20 protein-coding genes and 1 tRNA gene are annotated in these 18489 nt (G+C 64.0%); 10 read left to right on the plus strand and 11 right to left on the minus strand.

Annotated features, from left to right (window positions below; genetic code table 11):
• Positions 1-9: 9 nt before the first annotated feature.
• On the minus strand, positions 10-609 hold the full coding sequence (locus tag IG169_RS10535) for a YqgE/AlgH family protein (RefSeq protein ID WP_193176170.1): 600 nt from the start codon (positions 607-609) through the stop codon (positions 10-12).
• A 159-nt stretch (positions 610-768) separates the two neighbouring features.
• On the opposite strand from IG169_RS10535, the gene IG169_RS10540 reads away from it, so the two are divergent.
• The 3 genes from IG169_RS10540 to IG169_RS10550 all read left to right on the plus strand — a co-directional run bounded on the left by IG169_RS10540 (position 769) and on the right by IG169_RS10550 (position 3479).
• Positions 769-1587 carry a protein-disulfide reductase DsbD domain-containing protein gene (locus IG169_RS10540; RefSeq protein ID WP_193176171.1) on the plus strand — a complete coding sequence of 273 codons (819 nt, stop codon included), beginning with the start codon at positions 769-771 and terminating at the stop codon, positions 1585-1587.
• Positions 1588-1673: 86 nt separating this feature from the next.
• On the plus strand, positions 1674-2156 hold the full coding sequence (locus tag IG169_RS10545) for a peroxiredoxin (RefSeq protein WP_193176172.1): 483 nt from the start codon (positions 1674-1676) through the stop codon (positions 2154-2156).
• Between the two features lie 246 nt (positions 2157-2402).
• Positions 2403-3479 carry a D-alanine--D-alanine ligase family protein gene (locus tag IG169_RS10550; RefSeq protein WP_193176173.1) on the plus strand — a complete coding sequence of 359 codons (1077 nt, stop codon included), beginning with the start codon at positions 2403-2405 and terminating at the stop codon, positions 3477-3479.
• Between the two features lie 19 nt (positions 3480-3498).
• Here IG169_RS10550 and rnhA read toward each other — a convergent pair whose 3' ends face one another.
• The 10 genes from rnhA to coxB all read right to left on the minus strand — a co-directional run bounded on the left by rnhA (position 3499) and on the right by coxB (position 12148).
• Complete coding sequence (gene rnhA, locus IG169_RS10555) at positions 3499-3948, minus strand: ribonuclease HI (protein WP_246717306.1); 450 nt, start codon at positions 3946-3948, stop codon at positions 3499-3501.
• An 8-nt stretch (positions 3949-3956) separates the two neighbouring features.
• A complete protein-coding gene (locus IG169_RS10560) occupies positions 3957-4919 on the minus strand; it encodes a homoserine kinase (protein WP_193176175.1) in 963 nt (320 codons plus the stop codon).
• Between the two features lie 3 nt (positions 4920-4922).
• Positions 4923-5933 carry a 4-hydroxy-3-methylbut-2-enyl diphosphate reductase gene (gene ispH, locus IG169_RS10565; RefSeq protein ID WP_193176176.1) on the minus strand — a complete coding sequence of 337 codons (1011 nt, stop codon included), beginning with the start codon at positions 5931-5933 and terminating at the stop codon, positions 4923-4925.
• Positions 5934-6043: 110 nt separating this feature from the next.
• Positions 6044-6793 (minus strand): SURF1 family protein, encoded by a 750-nt coding sequence (locus IG169_RS10570; protein ID WP_343225637.1) that lies wholly within the window; start codon positions 6791-6793, stop codon positions 6044-6046.
• A 67-nt stretch (positions 6794-6860) separates the two neighbouring features.
• Positions 6861-7739, minus strand: coding sequence for a cytochrome c oxidase subunit 3 (locus IG169_RS10575; RefSeq protein ID WP_193176178.1), 879 nt, complete (start codon positions 7737-7739; stop codon positions 6861-6863).
• Between the two features lie 15 nt (positions 7740-7754).
• The gene (locus tag IG169_RS10580) at positions 7755-8363 is read right to left on the minus strand and encodes a cytochrome c oxidase assembly protein (RefSeq protein WP_193176179.1); all 609 of its coding nucleotides are present in this window, start codon (positions 8361-8363) and stop codon (positions 7755-7757) included.
• A gap of 13 nt (positions 8364-8376) precedes the next feature.
• Positions 8377-8541, minus strand: coding sequence for a hypothetical protein (locus IG169_RS10585; protein ID WP_193176228.1), 165 nt, complete (start codon positions 8539-8541; stop codon positions 8377-8379).
• 5 nt (positions 8542-8546) lie between these two features.
• Positions 8547-9476: a heme o synthase gene (cyoE, locus tag IG169_RS10590; RefSeq protein ID WP_193176180.1), complete on the minus strand. Its 930-nt coding sequence runs from the start codon at positions 9474-9476 to the stop codon at positions 8547-8549.
• Positions 9477-9590: 114 nt separating this feature from the next.
• Positions 9591-11246 (minus strand): cytochrome c oxidase subunit I, encoded by a 1656-nt coding sequence (gene ctaD / locus IG169_RS10595; protein WP_193176181.1) that lies wholly within the window; start codon positions 11244-11246, stop codon positions 9591-9593.
• Between the two features lie 35 nt (positions 11247-11281).
• On the minus strand, positions 11282-12148 hold the full coding sequence (gene coxB / locus IG169_RS10600; RefSeq protein WP_193176224.1) for a cytochrome c oxidase subunit II: 867 nt from the start codon (positions 12146-12148) through the stop codon (positions 11282-11284).
• Between the two features lie 337 nt (positions 12149-12485).
• On the opposite strand from coxB, the gene IG169_RS10605 reads away from it, so the two are divergent.
• The 7 genes from IG169_RS10605 to IG169_RS10635 all read left to right on the plus strand — a co-directional run bounded on the left by IG169_RS10605 (position 12486) and on the right by IG169_RS10635 (position 18489).
• Positions 12486-13007: an invasion associated locus B family protein gene (locus tag IG169_RS10605; protein ID WP_193176182.1), complete on the plus strand. Its 522-nt coding sequence runs from the start codon at positions 12486-12488 to the stop codon at positions 13005-13007.
• Between the two features lie 77 nt (positions 13008-13084).
• Positions 13085-14518, plus strand: coding sequence for a metalloprotease TldD (gene tldD / locus IG169_RS10610; RefSeq protein ID WP_193176183.1), 1434 nt, complete (start codon positions 13085-13087; stop codon positions 14516-14518).
• 105 nt (positions 14519-14623) lie between these two features.
• Positions 14624-15100 carry a plastocyanin/azurin family copper-binding protein gene (locus IG169_RS10615; RefSeq protein WP_193176184.1) on the plus strand — a complete coding sequence of 159 codons (477 nt, stop codon included), beginning with the start codon at positions 14624-14626 and terminating at the stop codon, positions 15098-15100.
• A 93-nt stretch (positions 15101-15193) separates the two neighbouring features.
• Positions 15194-16183 carry a GSU2403 family nucleotidyltransferase fold protein gene (locus IG169_RS10620; protein ID WP_193176185.1) on the plus strand — a complete coding sequence of 330 codons (990 nt, stop codon included), beginning with the start codon at positions 15194-15196 and terminating at the stop codon, positions 16181-16183.
• A 116-nt stretch (positions 16184-16299) separates the two neighbouring features.
• Positions 16300-16689: a DUF302 domain-containing protein gene (locus IG169_RS10625; RefSeq protein WP_193176186.1), complete on the plus strand. Its 390-nt coding sequence runs from the start codon at positions 16300-16302 to the stop codon at positions 16687-16689.
• A gap of 68 nt (positions 16690-16757) precedes the next feature.
• Positions 16758-16832, plus strand: a tRNA-Glu gene (locus IG169_RS10630).
• Positions 16833-17013: 181 nt separating this feature from the next.
• Positions 17014-18489, plus strand: a complete 1476-nt coding sequence (locus tag IG169_RS10635) for an HlyD family secretion protein (RefSeq protein ID WP_193176187.1) — start codon at positions 17014-17016, stop codon at positions 18487-18489.

The raw sequence follows: 18489 nt of genomic DNA on the forward strand, positions 1-18489 counted from the left end.
GTCAGGGGATCAGGCGTGGCCGCAATCGGCCACGAAATGGGCGGGCTGGATGCCGGCGGCGCGCAGCAGGCGCTCGTATTTTGTGTCGTGGTCCTGGTCGAAGACGAGGCGCGGATCGGCCTCGAGCGTCAGCCAGCTGTTTTCCATCATCTCGGTTTCCAACTGCCCCGGCCCCCAGCCGGAATAGCCGAGCGAGATCGCGCATTGTTCCGGCCCCTGCCCGTTGGCGATCATGCGCAGGACCTGGGTCGTGGAGGTGAGAAACACGGATTCCGAGATCGGGATTGTCGCGTCGCCGCAGTAATCGGCGGAATGCAAAACGAAACCGCGATGCTCGTCCACCGGTCCGCCATGGCCGATCGGGGCGTGCGCCACGCTGTTCGGCATATGCGGCATCGCGCTGTCGTCGAAGACGTCTGTCTGTTCGACGAGGTCCCAGAATGTCATGCCGCGCGGCTTGTTGACGACGAAACCCATCGCGCCCTCTTCGTTGTGGGCGCACACATAAATGATCGTCTGGGCGAAAAATGACGTCGACAGGGACGGCATGGCGACGAGGAACTTGCCCTCGAACTGCCCGCATCCGGTCGAATATTTCCGTTTCGTCAAAATTTCCATGGAAGAAAGCGTAACATCGCTTTCCGATTTGGTCAGCAATTTTTGTCGGTGCGCGATTCGGCCGCGATTTTCGTTCTCTCACAAAGAGTTGAGACGCATCACCGGCAAAATTCATTTGCAAAGCAAACGGGTTGGCATCACGAAATGGTCATGGCTTTTATCCCGTATTCGAAATTCCCGGTCATTATTGCCATTGCGTGCACGCTCTCGCCGCAACCGGTCATGGCCGCGGCTTCGCACTGGGAAGTGACGGATGGCGGACGGCTCAGGATCGTCACCGAGCCGTGGCAAACGGGCATGGCGACGCTGCGCGGCGCGTTGCAGGTCGAGCTCGAACCGGGCTGGAAAACCTATTGGCGCGAACCGGGCTCGGCGGGTATCCCGCCGCAGGTGACAGTCGCCGGTGATGCCGCGCGGGTGGCGATCCATTTCCCGGTCCCGAACTGGGTTGACGACGATTACGGCTCGTGGGCGGGCTACAAGCATCCGGTGACGCTACCGCTGACATTCACGCTTTCCAGCAACGGTTCCTTGCACGATATCGCGGCCGACGTCTTCCTCGGCATCTGCAAGGATATCTGCGTTCCGGTCAGCGCGCATTTCGAGGTCCCGTTGACCGCATCGGCGGGCAGCAACCTGCAGACGATGCAGGTCGACGCAGCCTTTGCCGCCCTGCCCGGCGGCAATTCGGCGTCACTGTCGATCGGCACCCCGTCATGGACTGACGACGGCAGACTGCAAATCAGCCTCGTCCACACCGGCGGCGACGGCAAGGCAGAGCTGTTCCTTTCCGCCGGCGCCGAGCATCAGTTCCGCAAGCCGGTGGCGGTTTCCGACGACGGCACGACGACGGTGTTTCGCGCCGATCCCCTGTTCGAACCCGGCAAAAACGGGGATGTCGAGTTGATCGTGGCAGCGCGGCGCGGCGACGATACCGCCGAGACGGCCGTACCGATGCCGGCTCCCTGACGCCACCGAAATTTAGCCGAGCGCCTCTTCCCATTTGCCGCCGATAAGTTATCTCCTGCGGTATAAATTTTTCCATGGAGTATGCGATGCCCATCAAAACCGGTGACAAGTTGCCTGCGGCGACACTGAAGGTGATTACAGATGACGGGCCGGCCGACATGACCACCGACGCGTTGTTCGGCGGCAAGAAGGTCGTCGTGTTCGGCGTTCCCGGCGCCTTTACGCCGACCTGTTCGCGCAATCACCTGCCGGGGTTCATCGAGAACCACGACATCATCCTCGCCAAGGGCATCGACGACATCATCTGCGTCTCGGTCAACGACCATCATGTCATGAAGGCCTGGGCGGACGCGTCGGGCGCGATGGGCAAGATCCGCTTCGTCGCCGACTGGGACGCCGCCTTTACCAAGGCGCTGGATCTCGACGCCGAACTCGGCGTTCTCGGGCTGCGTTCGCGGCGCTATTCGATGATCGTCGACGACGGCACCGTCACCGCGCTCAATATCGAGGAGAACCGCGGCGTGACGACATCCGGCGCCGCCGCGCTGCTGGAACAGCTCGGCGACTGAGCCCCAGACCACCTCGATCACGACACCGGAGAAGGTGAAGCGTTCCGAGCCGCTGACGGTGACATCGGTCCCGTCGCCAAAGCGCGCCGCGACGATCCTGGCGCTGTCGGCGCGCCCGTTTTCGCGGTCGTGCCCTGTTTCGCCGTAAAACAGTCGTTTTGCCTGTGGAGTTTCACGGCGCAATCCTGTCAACAGTCCGGGAATCGCGAACTGTCGGCCAACCCGAACTCTGTTCCGAGACTCTTCATGACCAAGGCCTCAAACCCAACGAAGCTCCGAATTGCCGTGCTCTTCGGCGGGCGATCCGCCGAACACGACGTGTCGGTGCTTTCGGCGACGAACGTGATGCGCGCTCTGGATCCGGCCAGATATGACGCGGTGCCCGTCTTCATCACCCGCGACGGAAAGTGGCTTTTGAGCTCGTTCGCGGACGGCGAATTGTCGAAGCCGGAGAACGGGAGCGAGGTCTGCCTCGTCCCCGGCGGAGGCGGGCGGATGATCGCGATCGCGCCCGGCGGCGACGCCCGCGACGTGGCAAAGATCGACATCCTGTTTCCCGTCCTACACGGCATGCACGGCGAGGACGGCTCGGTGCAGGGACTTGCCGAAGTCGCCGGCGTGCCGCTTGCCGGATGCGGCATCCTCGGCTCGGCGGTCGCGCTCGACAAGGATATCGCCAAGCGGCTGCTCGACGCGGCGGGTCTGGCCACGGCGCGCTCGATCACCATTCGCCAGTCCGCCCCGCCCTCCTTCGCCGATCTCGAAAGCGCGCTCGGACTGCCGGTCTTCATCAAGCCGGCGCGGCAGGGATCGTCGGTCGGCGTCAGCAAGGTGGCGACGGAAGGCGAATTCGAGGCTGCGCTCGCAGAGGGCTTCAGGCATGACCGCAAGCTGCTCGCCGAGGAGTTCATCGCCGGCCGCGAGATCGAATGCAGCGTTCTGGAGGATGCGGCCGGCGGGCTGTTCGTCTCGCGCCCGGGCGAAATCGTGCCGGCGGAGAGCCACGGCTTCTACAGCTACGACGCGAAATATGTCGACGAAAGCGGTGCGGTGCTGAAGGTGCCGGCGGAGCTGCCGCAGGAGATCGAGAGCCGCCTCCGCGAGATCGCCGGAAACGCGTTCAGAGCGACCGGTTGCGACGGCATGGCGCGCGTCGATTTCTTCGTCACGGCCGACCTTCGGCTTCTCGTCAACGAAATCAACACGATCCCGGGCTTCACCGATATCTCGATGTATTCCAAGGCGATGGCGGCAAGCGGCGTCAGCTATCCCGAAATCATCGACCGGCTGGTGGCACACGGGCTCGCAAGAGCGGGCCGGTGAGACCCGGCGGGAACGCCGGTTATTTCTTGAACGGCTTCATGCCCTCGCGCGCCAGTTCGTCGGCGCGCTCGTTTTCCGGATGGCCGGCATGGCCCTTGATCCAGTTCCACTTGATCTCGTGGCGGCGCGACAGCTCGTCGAGTTCCTGCCAGAGTTCGGCGTTCTTGACCGGTTTCCTGGCCGCCGTCTTCCAGCCATTGCGCTTCCAGCCATGGATCCAGCCGGAAATGCCGTCCTTGACGTAGGAGGAGTCCGTGTAGAGCTCGACGCGGTGCGGACCGCCCTTCAGCGCCTCCAGCGCGCGGATCGCCGCCAGCAGCTCCATGCGGTTGTTGGTCGTCTCCGCCTCGCCGCCTTTCAGCTCCTTCTCGGTGCCGTTCCAGCGCAGGATCGCGCCCCAGCCGCCCGGCCCCGGATTGCCCGAGCAGGCACCGTCGGTGAAGATCTCGATCGTCTTGGTTTGCGCCATGTCCGCCATCAGTCGAGCCCGTATTCGCTGGCCGCGCGGATGGCGCGGTGGAAGCGCATCCTGGCGAGATATTCGAGCGGATCCTTCTTGACGACCAGCGACCCTTCCGGGGTCATCACCCAGTCGTAGAGGCGCGTCAGCATGAAGCGCATTGCGGCGCCGGCCGCGAGAATCGGCAGCGCCGCCATCTCGGCGTCCGACAGCGGGCGCACGGCATTGTAGGCGTTCAGCAGCGCGCGGCCCTTGGTGATGTTGAAGGCGTGGTCGCGTTCGAAGCACCAGGCGTTGAGGCAGACCGCGATGTCATAGGCGAGCGCGTCGTTGCAGGCGAAATAGAAGTCGATGAAGCCGGACAGCCTGTCGCCGAGGAAAAAGACATTGTCCGGAAACAGGTCGGCATGGATGACGCCCTCGGGCAGGTCGCGCGGCCACTCAGCCTCCAGCCTGTCGAGCAGCGCTTCCGTTTCGGGGCGCAGCGCCGCGTCGATGGCGTCGGCATGGTCGCGCGATTTCTCCCACAGCGGCCGCCAGTCGCCGATCGTCAGGCCGTTGCGGCGCGTCAACGCGAAGTCCTCGCCCGCCAGGTGCATTTCGGCGAGGCCGCGGCCAACCTCGGCGCAGTGCTGCGGCTGCGGGCGGCGCAGCCAGATGCCTTCCAGAAAGGTCACCATCGCGGCAGGCCGGCCGGCGAGTTCGCCGAGCATCGCCCCGTCGCGACGGTGCACCGGCAGCGGGCACGAGACGCCGCGCTCGGCGAGATGCTGCATCAGGCCGAGGAAGAACGGCAGGTCGTCCCGGTTCACGCGCTTTTCGTAAAGCGTAAGGATGTACTGGCCGGCCGTGGTGTGGACCATGAAATTGGAATTTTCGACACCCTCGGCAATGCCGCGATAGGATTGCAGCGCGCCGACGTCATATTGTTCCAGGAACGCGCCGAGTTCGGCTTCCGTGATGTCGGTGTAGACGGCCATGGATCAGTCGCCCGCCCCCTTGAGGAAGGCCATGTCCGAAACGGCGAGCCCGGTGTCGCGCAGGTCGCGCATGACGGGGAAGTTCTCGGTCTCCTCGACGGTCATCGCGATATCGACGGTGACGTCGAACCGGTCGCGGAAGGCGTCGACGATCTCCTGGACAACGATCTCAGGCGCCGAGGCGCCGGCGGAGACGCCGATCGTCGTGATGCCCTGCATGCCCTCCCAGTCGATTTCCCCGGCACGCTGGACAAGCACGGCGTCGGCCGCGCCGTGGCGCTTGGCGACCTCGACGAGACGGCGCGAATTCGACGAGTTCGGCGCGCCGACGACCAGGAACATGTCGGTTCCGGGCGCAGCCATCTTGACCGCCTCCTGGCGGTTCGTGGTGGCGTAACAGATCGATTCCGAGGACGGCGCGGTCAGTTTCGGAAAGCGGCTCTCGAGTGCCGCGATGATGTCGGCGGTGTCGTCGACGGACAGCGTCGTCTGCGTCACATAGCCCAGCTGAGCCTCGTCGGGAACCACGAGACCCGCCACCTGCTCGACCGTCTCGACCAGCGTTACGGACCCCTCGGGAAGCTGCCCCATCGTGCCGACGACCTCCGGGTGGCCGGCATGGCCGATCAGCAGCACGTGGCGGCCGAGGCGCTGGTGGCGCATCGCCTGCTTGTGCACCTTGGAGACGAGCGGACATGTCGCGTCGAGATAGAACATGTGCCGGTTTTCGGCATCGGCCGGCACCGACTTCGGCACGCCATGGGCGGAGAAGACGACCGGCTTGTCCTTGTGTTCCGCCGGGATGTCGGAGAGTTCCTTGACGAAGACCGCGCCGCGCGCGCGCAAGCCGTCGACGACGAAGCGGTTGTGCACGATCTCGTGGCGGACATAGACCGGCGCGCCGTATTTCTTCAGCGCCAGCACGACGATCTGAATCGCCCGGTCGACACCGGCGCAAAACCCGCGCGGTTCGCACAGACGGATGGTCAGCGGAGGCTTCTGGGAAATGTTCATTTGAATGTCCCGGTTCGTTGCCGATTTGGAAGTCGCGGCCGGAGAAGTCAAGCCGGGCGCGTAGCTAGCGCCGCTTGTCACCGTCGATATTCGCGCCGGGCGGCGGGCGCTCAGTTGCGCAGCCGGCGCCAGATCATCAGACCGGAGATCACGAAGAGAACGGCAGCCAGCCCGTACCATGTCACGGCGTATTGCAGATGGTTGTTCGGCAGGTCGATGATCGTCACACCGCCGATCGGCAGTTTCGCCGGATCGGGATACGGACCGGCATCGATGAAGACCGGCAGGACGGTTTCGCCGCCGAGCCCCGCCGCCGCCGTCATCGCGGCGAGATCCTTCCAGTAATACTCGTTCTTCGCCGGGACGTTGTCGGGAACCAGAAAGGACGGTTTGGCGGCCAGCGGCAGGCGCGCCAGTCCGGAGATCTGCTGCGGCCCCTGCGGCTGGCTGTCCGGCCGGCTGGCCGGATCCTTGCGGTCATAGGGCACGAAACCGCGATTGACGAAGACGACGTCTCCGCCGCCGGTGCGCAGCGGCGCATAGACGTTCCAGCCCGACGCGCCGTTCCACGTCGACAGGACGTGTTCCTCGACGCCGGGTATGAAGCTGCCGCCGACCGTCACCGGGAGATATTCGATGTCTTCGCCCGCCGTTTTGCGGGCCAGCGCGTCCGCCAGCGGAACCGGATCGGAATGGATGCGCTGGTCGATCGTCGCCAGAAGATTTCCCTTCCAGGCGAGCCTGCGCACCTGCCAGTTGCCGAGCGAGACGAGGATGGCGAGCGCGACCAGCGTCGCCACGACGAGAGCCCAGGGGAAGCCCTTCGTCTTTTCCTTTGCAGCGGTTTGCGCGTTCAACACAGTCTCCCAAAAAGCGAAGGGGCGATCGTGACGACCGCCCCTCCGGTTTGTTTCGATCTGGCCCGGATCAGCCGTGCGCGATCGGCGCGCCCCAGGAACCCCAGACATAGATCGAGAAGAACAGGAACAGCCACACGACGTCGACGAAGTGCCAGTACCAGGCGGCCGCCTCGAAGCCGAAATGCTGTTTCGGCGTGAAGTCGCCGGCCATGGCGCGCAGCAGGCAGACGATCAGGAAGATCGTGCCGACCAGCACGTGGAAGCCGTGGAATCCCGTCGCCATGAAGAAGGTCGCGCCGTAGAGCGATCCGGAGAAGGCGAACGGTGCGTGGGCGTATTCGTAAGCCTGCACGCTGGTGAACAGCATGCCGAGCGCGACGGTGAGCGCGAGACCCCATTTCAGGCCGGAACGGTCGCCATGCAGCAGGGCGTGGTGTGCCCAGGTGACGGTTGTGCCCGAGAGCAGCAGGATCACGGTGTTGTAGAGCGGCAGGTGCAGCGGATCGAGGACCTCCAGGCCCTTGGGCGGCCAGGTGCCGCCGGTATAGGCAAGACGGGCGACCTCGTTGGCCTGGTCGTAGAAAAGGCTGGCGTCGAAGACGGCCCAGAACCAGGCGACGAAGAACATCACCTCGGAGGCGATGAACATGATCATGCCGTAGCGCAGGTGAAGCGAAACGACCTTGGTGTGATGGCCCTGATGAGCTTCCTTGATGGTGTCGCCCCACCAGCCGAACATGGTGTAGAGCACGGTCAGCAGGCCGATGAAGAACAGCCACGGATTGGACAGCGGAATGCCGAGCAGGGCGAATTCGTTGCCCTTCAGCGCCTGCATCCAGCCGATACCGCCGATCGCCATCAGCAGCGCGCCGATCGAGCCGAAGAGCGGCCACGGGCTCGGATCGATGATATGATAATCATGATGTTTGGTGTGTGCGTCGGCCATATGGCTATCCCCGGTTTATTGTATCGTTTTCTTAACGTCGCCGTCCGTGACTGATTGCGCAACGGGCTTGGGATCGTCAACAGGAAAGAGTGTGTAGGACAGGGTGATCGTGGATATGTCCTTCAGTTCGGGCACATTCACGATGTCCGGATCGATGAAGAAGACGACCGGCATGTCCTTCTCCTCGCCCGGTTTCAGCGTCTGCTCGGTGAAGCAGAAGCACTGGATCTTGTTGAAATAGGCGCCGGCCTGCTGCGGGGTGACGTTAAACGCCGCCGTTCCCGTCTCGCTGTGGCTGGCCATGTTTTTCGCCCAGTAGGCGATCTGGGTCGATTCGCCGATCTTCATGGTTACGCTGCGCTGCTCGGGCCTGAACTTCCAGTTGATACCCGGGCTGGTATTGGCGTCGAAGCGCACGGTGATCGTCTTGTCGAGGACCACGCCCGTCGGCGCGTTGACGCGCTGCGTCGTGCCGCCATAGCCGGTGACCTGGCAGAAAATCTTGTAGAGCGGGACCGAGGCGTAGGCCATCCCGATCATGCCGACGAAGACGCCGAGGCAGATCGAGGCAATGAGCCCGTTCCTGCGCCCCTGGTTCACCGTCTTCTTCGTTTCCGTCGTCATTCGCGCTTCATCCCTACATTGGCCGGCTGAACAATGCGCCGCCCATTTTCGCCCACGATCCGACATAGACGATGATGACGAAGGCGGCTAGAACCAGCCCGATCGCGACGGACCGGCGGCGCTGCGCCTTCTTCTGCGCTTTGGTCATTTCGACCAGTTCCGGCTTGTTGTCGACCATCGCCATCACCCCGCGAGCGCCATGGATACGAGCGCCTCGGCGAGCATCACCGAGAACAGCGCGGCAAGGTAGACGAGCGAAAAGCCGAACATCTTCTTGGCCGGGACCATCGTCGCGTCGCCGTCCTCCATGCGCCAGACGGCAACGGCATGGCGGAGGAAATTGGCGCCGAGCACGATCGCCGTCACGCCATAGGCGGGACCGGCAAACCCGAGCGGCCACGGCGCCGCGGCGACCGTCACCAGAACTGCGGAATAGAGGAGTATCTGGAGCTTGGTGTGGCGCTCGCCGGCGACGTTGGGCAGCATCGGCACGTTGGCCATGTCGTAGTCGCGCAGCTTGAACAGGGCCAGCGCCCAGAAATGCGGCGGTGTCCACAGGAAGATGATCAGGAACAGGATCACGCTTTCGACGCTGACCGAGCCGGTCACCGCGGCCCAGCCGATCATCGGCGGGAAAGCACCGGCAGCGCCGCCGATAACGATGTTCTGCGGCGTCGAGCGCTTCAGCCACATCGTGTAGACGACGGCGTAGAAGAAGATCGTGAAGGCTAGCAGCCCGCCCGCGACCCAGTTGGTCAGCGTGCCGAGCGTCAGGACAGAGAAGACCGACAGCGTCAAGCCGAAGGCCAGCGCCTCGCCGCGGGTCACCTTGCCGGTGGGGATCGGGCGCTTGGCCGTGCGCGTCATCACGGCGTCGATATCGGCGTCGTACCACATGTTGAGGGCGCCGGAGGCGCCGCCGCCGACGGCGATGGCGAGGATGGCGATCAGCGCGGTCATCGGATGAATGTGCGCCGGTGCCAGTACCATGCCGACAAAGGCCGTGAACACGACGAGCGACATCACGCGCGGCTTGAGAAGCGCGAAATAATCCCCGGGCAGAGCCTCGGAGACCAGCGTTTCATTGCTTTCGATGTTTTCGACTAACGCCATGCTGTCTTTGCCAGGCCCATCCCGGGCCGTTGTTCGGGCCCCAAGCGGGCCTTTGATGCTCGCTGCCCGGGAACGATCACCCGGGCAGCATTTTCCGATGTCAGGTGCCGCCTCTTACTTGATGCGCGGCAGCTGTTCCCACTGGTGGTACGGCGGCGGCGAAGACAGCTGCCATTCCAGCGTCGTCGCACCTTCGCCCCAGGGATTGGCGCCGGCTTCGCGCTTCTTGGCGAAGGCTTCGAACACGCCATAGAGGAAGATCAGCACACCGACGGCCGAGATGTAGGAGCCGATCGACGAAACGTGGTTCCAGCCCGCGAACGCATCCGGATAGTCAATGTAGCGGCGCGGCATGCCGGCCAGACCGAGGAAGTGCTGCGGGAAGAAGATCAGGTTCACGCCGATGAACGTCACCCAGAAGTGGATGCGTGCGACCGTCGAGTTGTACATGTAGCCGGTCATCTTCGGGAACCAGTAGTACCAGGCGGCGAAGATGGCGAAGACAGCGCCCAGCGACAGCACGTAGTGGAAGTGGGCAACCACGTAGTAGGTGTCGTGCAGGGAGCGGTCGAGGCCGGCATTGGCGAGCTGGACGCCCGTCACGCCGCCGACGGTGAACAGGAAGATGAAGCCGATCGCCCAGAGCATCGGCGTGCGCATGTCCAGCGAGCCGCCCCACATGGTGGCGATCCACGAGAAGATCTTCACGCCGGTCGGCACCGCGATCACCATCGTCGCGAAGACGAAGTAACGCTGCGTGTCGAGCGACAGGCCGACCGTGTACATGTGGTGCGCCCACACGATGAAGCCGACGACGCCGATCGCGACCATGGCGTAGGCCATGCCGAGATAGCCGAAGACGGGCTTGCGCGAGAAGGTCGACACGATGTGGCTGATGATGCCGAAGCCCGGCAGGATCAGGATGTAGACTTCCGGGTGACCGAAGAACCAGAACAGGTGCTGGAACAGCAGCGGGTCGCCGCCGCCGTCAGGCGCGAAGAAGGTCGTGCCGAAATTGCGGTCCGTCAGCAGCATGGTGATGCCGCCGGCCAGGACCGGAAGCGACAGCAGCAGCAGGAAGGCGGTGATCAGCACCGACCAGGCAAACAGCGGCATCTTGTGCAGCGTCATGCCCGGAGCGCGCATGTTGAAGATCGTGGTGATGAAGTTGATTGCGCCGAGGATCGAGGACGCGCCGGCGATGTGTAGCGACAGGATCGCGAAGTCCATCGCGGGTCCGGGCTGGCCGACGGTCGAGAACGGCGGGTAAATCGTCCAGCCGCCGCCGACGCCATGCGCGCCAGGAGCGGACGGCATGAACATCGAGATGAGAAGCAACAGGAAGGCCGGCGGAAGCAGCCAGAACGAGATGTTGTTCATGCGCGGGAACGCCATGTCCGGCGCGCCGATCATGATCGGAACCATCCAGTTGGCGAAGCCGCCGATCAGCGCCGGCATCACCATGAAGAAGATCATGATCAGGCCGTGCGCCGTGGTGAAGGCATTGTACATGGACTTGCCGGCGTCAATCGCCGCATCGCCCTCGACGCCGTAGATCATCGAAGCGAGGCCGTGGAAGATCTGGATGCCCGGCTCGGCAAGCTCCCAGCGCATCATAACCGACAGGAAACCGCCGAGGATGCCCGCCGTGATCGCGAAGATCAGGTAGAGCGTACCGATGTCCTTGTGGTTGGTCGAAAACATCCAGCGCCGCACAAAGCCTTGCGGCTTGTGATCGGCGTGGCCGTCGTGGGCAATGGTTCCAGCCATGTTTTACATGCTCCTCAAAAGTTTTCCCGGTCCGCTTATTCGGCGGAGGCCAGCTTCTGCTGCGATTCGATCGCAGCCATCAGCTGCTTGTTGGCGACGCCGACATCCTCGAGCGCAGCCGCATGCCACTTGTCGTATTGTTCCTTCGAAACCGCGCGCACGGCGATCGGCATGAAGGCGTGGTCCTTGCCGCACAGTTCCGAGCACTGGCCGTAATAGATGCCTTCCTTGTCGACGCGGAACCAGGTCTCGTTGAGGCGGCCCGGGACGGCGTCCATCTTCACGCCAAAGGCGGGCATCGCCCAGGAATGCAGCACGTCGCCGGCGGTGACCAGCAGGCGCACGGTCGTGTCGACCGGAACGACGATCTCGTTGTCGACGGCGAGCAGGCGCGGATAGACGGCCTTGTCTTCCTTGCCGTATTCGGCGCGATCCGCGTCGCGAAGCATATAGGCGTCAAAGGAGACGTCCTCGGCCTGGTCGCCCTGGTATTCGTAGCCCCAATACCACTGGTTGCCGGTCGCCTTGATGGTGAGGCCGGGCTCGCCGGGAGGCGTGTACTGCGCGGTCAGGAGCTGGAAGGACGGCACCGCGAACATCAGCAGGACCAACACCGGACCGATGGTCCAGATGATTTCGATCATCGTGTTGTGGCTGACGCGCGACGGCGTCGGATTGGAGCGCTTGTTGAAGCGTACAATGACGTAAAGAAGCAAGCCAAGGACCAGCAACACGATCGGGATCAGGAACCAGAGCGTGTATTCCTCGAACCAGCGGATTTCGCGCATGATGCCGGTGCCGGCGGGCTGCAGATCGACCTGCCAGGGCATGGGCTGGGCAGCCGACGCGATGCCGGGCAGGATTACGGATGCGGTGGAAACAACGCCTGAGAGCCAGGCCATCTTTTTCAGCACGTTCTTACTCCCAATCATGAGGCAGCCGTGTGCGCGACTGCGCCGGGCATGCGCCCGTCATTGACCTGTATCAATCATAGACCGCATTTTGAAGCAACTGAAACGCAAGTCGAATCCATGCGTCATTTTTGCGCGCGGGCCGGTAGCCCGGCCATATTGCCGAATTCGCCTTTTGCCAAGCACCGGCGCGACAAAAAAGTACGCCGGCCATGATTTCGACGTGAAAGGATGTGTGAAGCGGTGCGCAACCCGCGTATCTTTTTTTCGCTACCCTGCGTAAGAAAGGTGCAATCCTGATTCGAACCGTGAAACCGGTATCTGCCTTATGATCCAAAGAGCACGTCTCGCCATCGGAGCAGTCCCCCTCTTCGCCGCCATCCTTGCCGGACTGGTGCTGGCCCAGCCCGCCAGCGCCCAGCAGGGCGCCGTGCGCGCCACGCATGGCGCATGGTCGATCGTCTGCGACACGCCGCCCGGCGCCTCGTCCGAGCAATGCGTCCTGATGCAGAACGTGGTCGCCGCCGACCGCGAGGAGTTCGGCCTGTCGGTCGTCGTTCTCAAGACCGCCGACAAGAAGGCGCAGATCCTGCGCGTGCTGGCGCCGCTCGGCGTGCTGCTGCCGAACGGGCTCGGCCTCAATATCGACGGCAACGATATCGGCCGCGCCTATTTCGTGCGCTGCTTCACCGACGGTTGCTACGCCGAGGTGATTCTCGAGGATTCGCTGATCAAGAGCCTGTCGGAAGGCAAGACGGCGACCTTCTACGTCTTCCAGACGCCGGAAGAAGGCATCGGCATCTCCGTCGACCTGAACGGATTCGCCGAAGGCTACAAGGCGCTGCCGTAATCGCGCGGCGCGGCGGCCAGACGGTTGCCGCCCGCCTCCCCGGCGCCTACATGAGTGTCCGAGAAAAAGGACACGCCATGCCCGCCGAAAAAACCTCCGTTCCCGACCTGATCAATTCCTTCGACGTCTCCAGGGAGACGCTGGAGTCCATTGTTGCCGAGACGCTCGCCAAGGCAGATGACGGCGAACTGTTCCTGGAACACTCGGAATCCGAGATGCTGATGTTCGACAACGGCCGACTGAAGACCGGTTCGTTCAACACCGGGCGCGGCTTCGGGTTGCGCGCGGTCGCCGGCGAAGCGACAGGTTACGCCGAATCGGGCGAACTCTCGCTTGGAGCGCTGAAGCGCGCCTCGGACGCCGTGGGCGCGGTGACGACCGGCTATTCCGGCAAATATGACGCAGCCCCGCAGGGCACAAACCGCAAGCTCTATGGCGACGCCAACCCGATCGGCGAGCCGTCCTTCGAGGCGAAGGTGAAGCTTCTGACCGAGATCGACGCCTATCTGCGGGCGAAGGATCCGCGCGTGCGCCAGGTCACCGCCTCGCTCGCCGCCTCGTGGCAGGTGGTGGAGATCCTGCGCGCCGACGGCCATTTCGCCAAGGACATCCGCCCACTGACGCGGATCAACATCTCGGTCATGGTCGGCGACGGCGACCGCCAGGAGACCGGCTCGAACGGCATGGGCGGACGGCAGGCATTCGGGGAATTCATCGCCACCGACACATGGCAGCACGGTGCCGACGAGGCGCTGCGCCAGGCGCTGGTCAATCTGGAAGCCAAGCCGGCGCCCGCCGGAACGTTCGACATCGTTCTCGGCTCCGGCTGGCCCGGCGTCATGCTGCACGAGGCCGTCGGCCACGGGCTGGAAGGTGATTTCAACCGCAAGGGCACCTCGGCTTTTGCCGGCCTGATGGGCGAGCAGGTGGCCGCCAGGGGCGTCACCGTCGTCGACGACGGCACGATCGAGAACCGGCGCGGCTCACTGTCCATCGACGACGAGGGCACGCCGTCGGGCTACAATGTGCTGATCGAGGACGGCAAGCTCACCGGTTACATGCAGGACCGGCTCAATGCGCGGCTGATGGGCGTCAAGCCGACCGGCAACGGCCGGCGCGAATCCTACGCGCATGCGCCAATGCCGCGGATGACCAATACCTACATGCTCGGCGGCGACAAGACGCCCGACGAGATCATCGCCTCGGTGAAGAAGGGTCTTTACGCCGTCTCCTTCGGCGGCGGCCAGGTTGACATCACCTCCGGTAAGTTCGTGTTCGGCTGTACCGAGGCCTACATGATCGAGGACGGCAAGGTGACCTATCCGGTCAAGGGCGCGATGCTGATCGGCAACGGCCCGGAGGCGATGCACCGCGTCTCGATGATCGGCAACGACATGAAGCTCGATCCGGGCATCGGCATGTGCGGCAAGGCCGGCCAGGGCGTGCCAGTCGGCGTCGGCCAGCCGCATCTTCGGATGGACCAGATGACGGTGGGCGGGACGGAGCGGTAGAAATCCCGCCGTCGCGCCGTGTTGACCGACATCAAGGCTTACGCCGAGTAAGGGTCTAGGCTTCTCCTGTCGCGCCGCATCCTGTCGGGCGACGAGGAGGAGATAATGAAACTGATCAACGCCGTTGCCGGCATCGCGCTGGCATTCACATTCGCTACCCCCGCCCTGGCCGATGCGACCGTCAAGGTCGATCTGTGGGACAAGGGCGGCGACATGGACATGTCGGCGCATATGGGCCTCGGCATGAATGCCGACATGTCCATGGCGACGATGGGCATCACCGTCGACCAGGCTTCCGTTCCGGCGGGCAAGGTCACGTTCGATGTGACCAATGTCTCGAAGGAAGCGGAACACGAGATGATCGTGGCCCCGATCGCGGACATGAATGTCGTGCTGCCCTACAACGCCGACGAAAACCGTGTCGACGAGGACGCCTCTGGCGATCTTGGAGAAGTTTCCGAACTCGAGCCGGGCCAGGGCGGCTCGCTTACGCTCAGTCTCAAGCCGGGGCTTTACATTCTGTACTGCAACATTCCGGGCCACTACATGGCCGGGATGTGGACGACAATCGAAGTGAAATAGGCGATTGCCGGCTTCAGGTTACAGACAGTTTTCAAGATTGTGTCTGTAACCATCCTGTGTTACAGACAGTTTTTCCGAAACTGTCTGTAACCGATGAAAACAATTCCGCCCGCCATCCGCACGCTCTACGCCGACCTGACGCAGGAGTTGCATGCCCGCAGCGAACGTCCCGGTTCGATCTATACCCGCGTGATCAAGGACATCGACTATGCCTATGCGAAACGTTCCGTCGGCGCGACACGCCGGGACGTATTTCTCGGACGGGCCGACGATCCGGAAACAGTCGCCCGTATCGAAGCCATAAAAGCCGAGAACGAACGGGCCAAGGCGCGCCGAAAAACCATTTCCGCCCTGAAAGCCGGCGGCGTGCCGGCTCCCGCCGCGCAGCTTGGCGCCGTCCTCGACGCTCTCGACGATGCCGGTCTTCTCCTGAAAATGGTCGTCGTCGGCACGGCGGCCTATCAATGCTATGCGCCACTCACGGGCGTCCACCTTCCGGCCCCGCACCTCATGACGCAAGACGCCGACTTCGCGGCGCTGTCGCTCACCATCGAGGCTGACGAGGAAGGCGAGGACATGGAAACCATTCTCAAACGCGCCGACGCGAGCTTTACTTCCGTACCGGGATTGAACAGGAAAGCGCTGCCGTCCCATTTCCGGTCCGCCTCCGGCCTCATGGTCGATCTTCTGACACCGCAACTGCGCCGCGACGACGCCAACCCGATGCCCATGGAAAAGCCGAAAGCCGGTGCGACGCCGCTGCAATATCTCAAATGGCTGATAGCGGAACCCGTGCGAGCCGCAGTCCTGTTCTCGGCCGGAATCCCCGTTCTGGTACCGCAGCCGGCACGCTATGCGATCCACAAGCTGATCATCGCGCAGAAGCGGACGGCGGACAGGGTCAAGCGCGACAAGGATCTCGCCCAGGCCTCTGCCCTCGTCACCGTCCTGCGACAATCGGATCCCTATGCGCTGGAGGACGCACGCGACGCGGCCTTCGCCGAAGGCAGGGAAGGCTGGGAAACGCCCGTTCGCCGGTCGTTGAAGGAAATAAACCTGGGCGAGGATTTCCACCCGGCCTGACGTCCGCCACGCTCCGGTATCCGCCCCTGCCCGCGTCAACGCGGCACACCCGCCTTGCCGTTGCCATGCTGCGACCTCACATTCCGTTCAAGACATGTGAAACCGGAGAACACATCATGAGCTACACGATCGATCGCACCTTCACCGGCGAAAGCTTCGATACCATTGTCGAGCGCACCCGCGCGGCGCTTGCCGACAAGGGGTTCGGCGTTCTGACCGAGATCGACGTCAAGGCGACGATGAAGAAGAAGATCGACGTCGAGATGGGCGACTACCTGATCCTCGGCGCGTGCAATCCGAAGATGGCTTTCGAGGCGATCAAGCTGGAGCCGCGCGTCGGCGCGATGCTGCCGTGCAACGTGATCGTGCGCAAGACCGGCGACGACGAGGTGATGGTCTCCGCCATCGACCCGGTCGCCTCGATGCAGGCGATCCCCAACCAGACGCTGAAGGACGTCGCCGTCCAGGTGCGCGAGATGCTGGCAGGGGCGATCGAGGGCGTGTGAACAGCGCGCCTGCGCGGTTCGCATTGACGTTGCGCCGTCTCGCGCCTATATGCGCGTCTTCCGCGTACGCTCCCATCGTCTAGCGGTCAGGACGCCGCCCTCTCACGGCGGAAACAGGGGTTCGATTCCCCTTGGGAGTACCAGAACCTTCCCTAACGTTCACGAAGTCTTAGCCATATCTTCGGATTTGCTTCGAAGTTTAGGAAATTGAACTTCAATTCCCGCTAATCATGCGCCACCTAACCGCAACGTGACGCCGCACGGCCGGATTGCGGGCATCGGGTTTCAACCAGACAGGGACCGCATGACGCGGTTTGAGCGCAAATGGCTTCACAGGCAAGTTCCGCACGCAAGAAGACGGAGAGCACGACGACGAAACGGCGCGAGCGCGCCCGCCCCGCCGCCCCGGTGACACCGCTTTACGCGGGCACCAACATTTTCGCGGCCGATACCGCTCCCGAAGGCACCGAGACCGCGAACACGATCCCCTTCGACGCGAGCCAGGCCGACGCGGCCGCGCTGCAGGCGCTGCTGCGCGAACGCATCGAGCCCGGTGCCGCCGAAGCCGAGACAAGCGACGAGCAGACCGAAACGCCGAAGCCGGCCGCAGCGCCGCCGGCGCGTCCGCGCTACCTCTCGCGCCTGATCAAGGCTTTCATCGGTCTCGCCATCATCGCCATCGCCGGCTGGATGCCGGCGCAGCGCCTGTTCCAGGTCTCGAGCGTCGAAGCCGTCGTCAACGCCCGCCTCGTCACCGTGCGTTCGCCGATCAACGGCGTGGTCGGCATCGATACGGCCGGGCTGACGGTCGGTGAGCCGGTCTCGGCCGGCGGCCATCTGGCCAGAATCACGAATCCGCGCGCCGACCGCTACCGGCTCGACGACGCGATCGCCGAACTCGGCGATGCCCGCGAGGAACGCGACGCACTGGCCGCGAAGCTGAAGAACCTGCAGGGCCTCCGCACCGACCTCGCCGCGCAGCTGGCCGCATTCCGCGACAATCGCATTCGCCAGATCGACGCCCGCGTCGCGGAGGCCGACGCCCGCATCGCCGCGGCGGAAGCCGTGCTCGGCAATGTCGAGCAGAGCCGCCGGCGCCAGGCAACGCTGACGCAAAAGGGTTTCGTCGCGCAGACCACGCTGGAAGACGCCACCCGCGAGGCTTCGGTCGCGCAGGCCTCGGCCGACGAGGCGCGCGCCCAGCGCGCGGCGCTGATGGTCGAGCGGGACGCGCTGGGCTCCGGCGTTTATGTCGGCGACAGCTACAATGACGAACCGCGCTCGGCGCAGCGCCTCGACGAGATCGCGCAGGCGATCGGTTCGATCCGCGCCGATCTCGCCCGGCAGGAAGCGCGCGTGACGCGCGCCGAAGCCGCGTTGAAGCGCGAACGCGACGCCTACGCGCTTGTCCAGTCAGCCGATCTTTCGGCACCCGTCAGCGGCCGCGTCTGGGAAGTCCTGACCGCGCCGGGCGAACAGGTCGCCGCCGGACAGGCGCTGTTCAGCGTTCTCAACTGCGCGCAGCCGCTGGTCACCGCCGCCGTCTCCGAAGCCGTCTACAACAGCCTTTCTGTCGGCATACCGGCCCGGTTCATTTTCCGCGAGGGCGGCGAGGCGATGCCCGGACATGTCGTCCAGCTGAGCGGCGTCGCATCGGCCTCTTCCAATTTCGCGATCGTGCCCTCCGCGCTGACCAAGGAATCCTATCGGGTGGCGGTGTCGCTTGACGATGCGCCGAACGCCACCGCCTGCTCGGTTGGCCGGACTGGCCGGGTCGTTTTCGGCGCGGCCGGACAATAG

The sequence above is a fragment of the Oricola nitratireducens genome (assembly GCF_014904745.1).
GTDB lineage: Bacteria > Pseudomonadota > Alphaproteobacteria > Rhizobiales > Rhizobiaceae > Oricola > Oricola nitratireducens.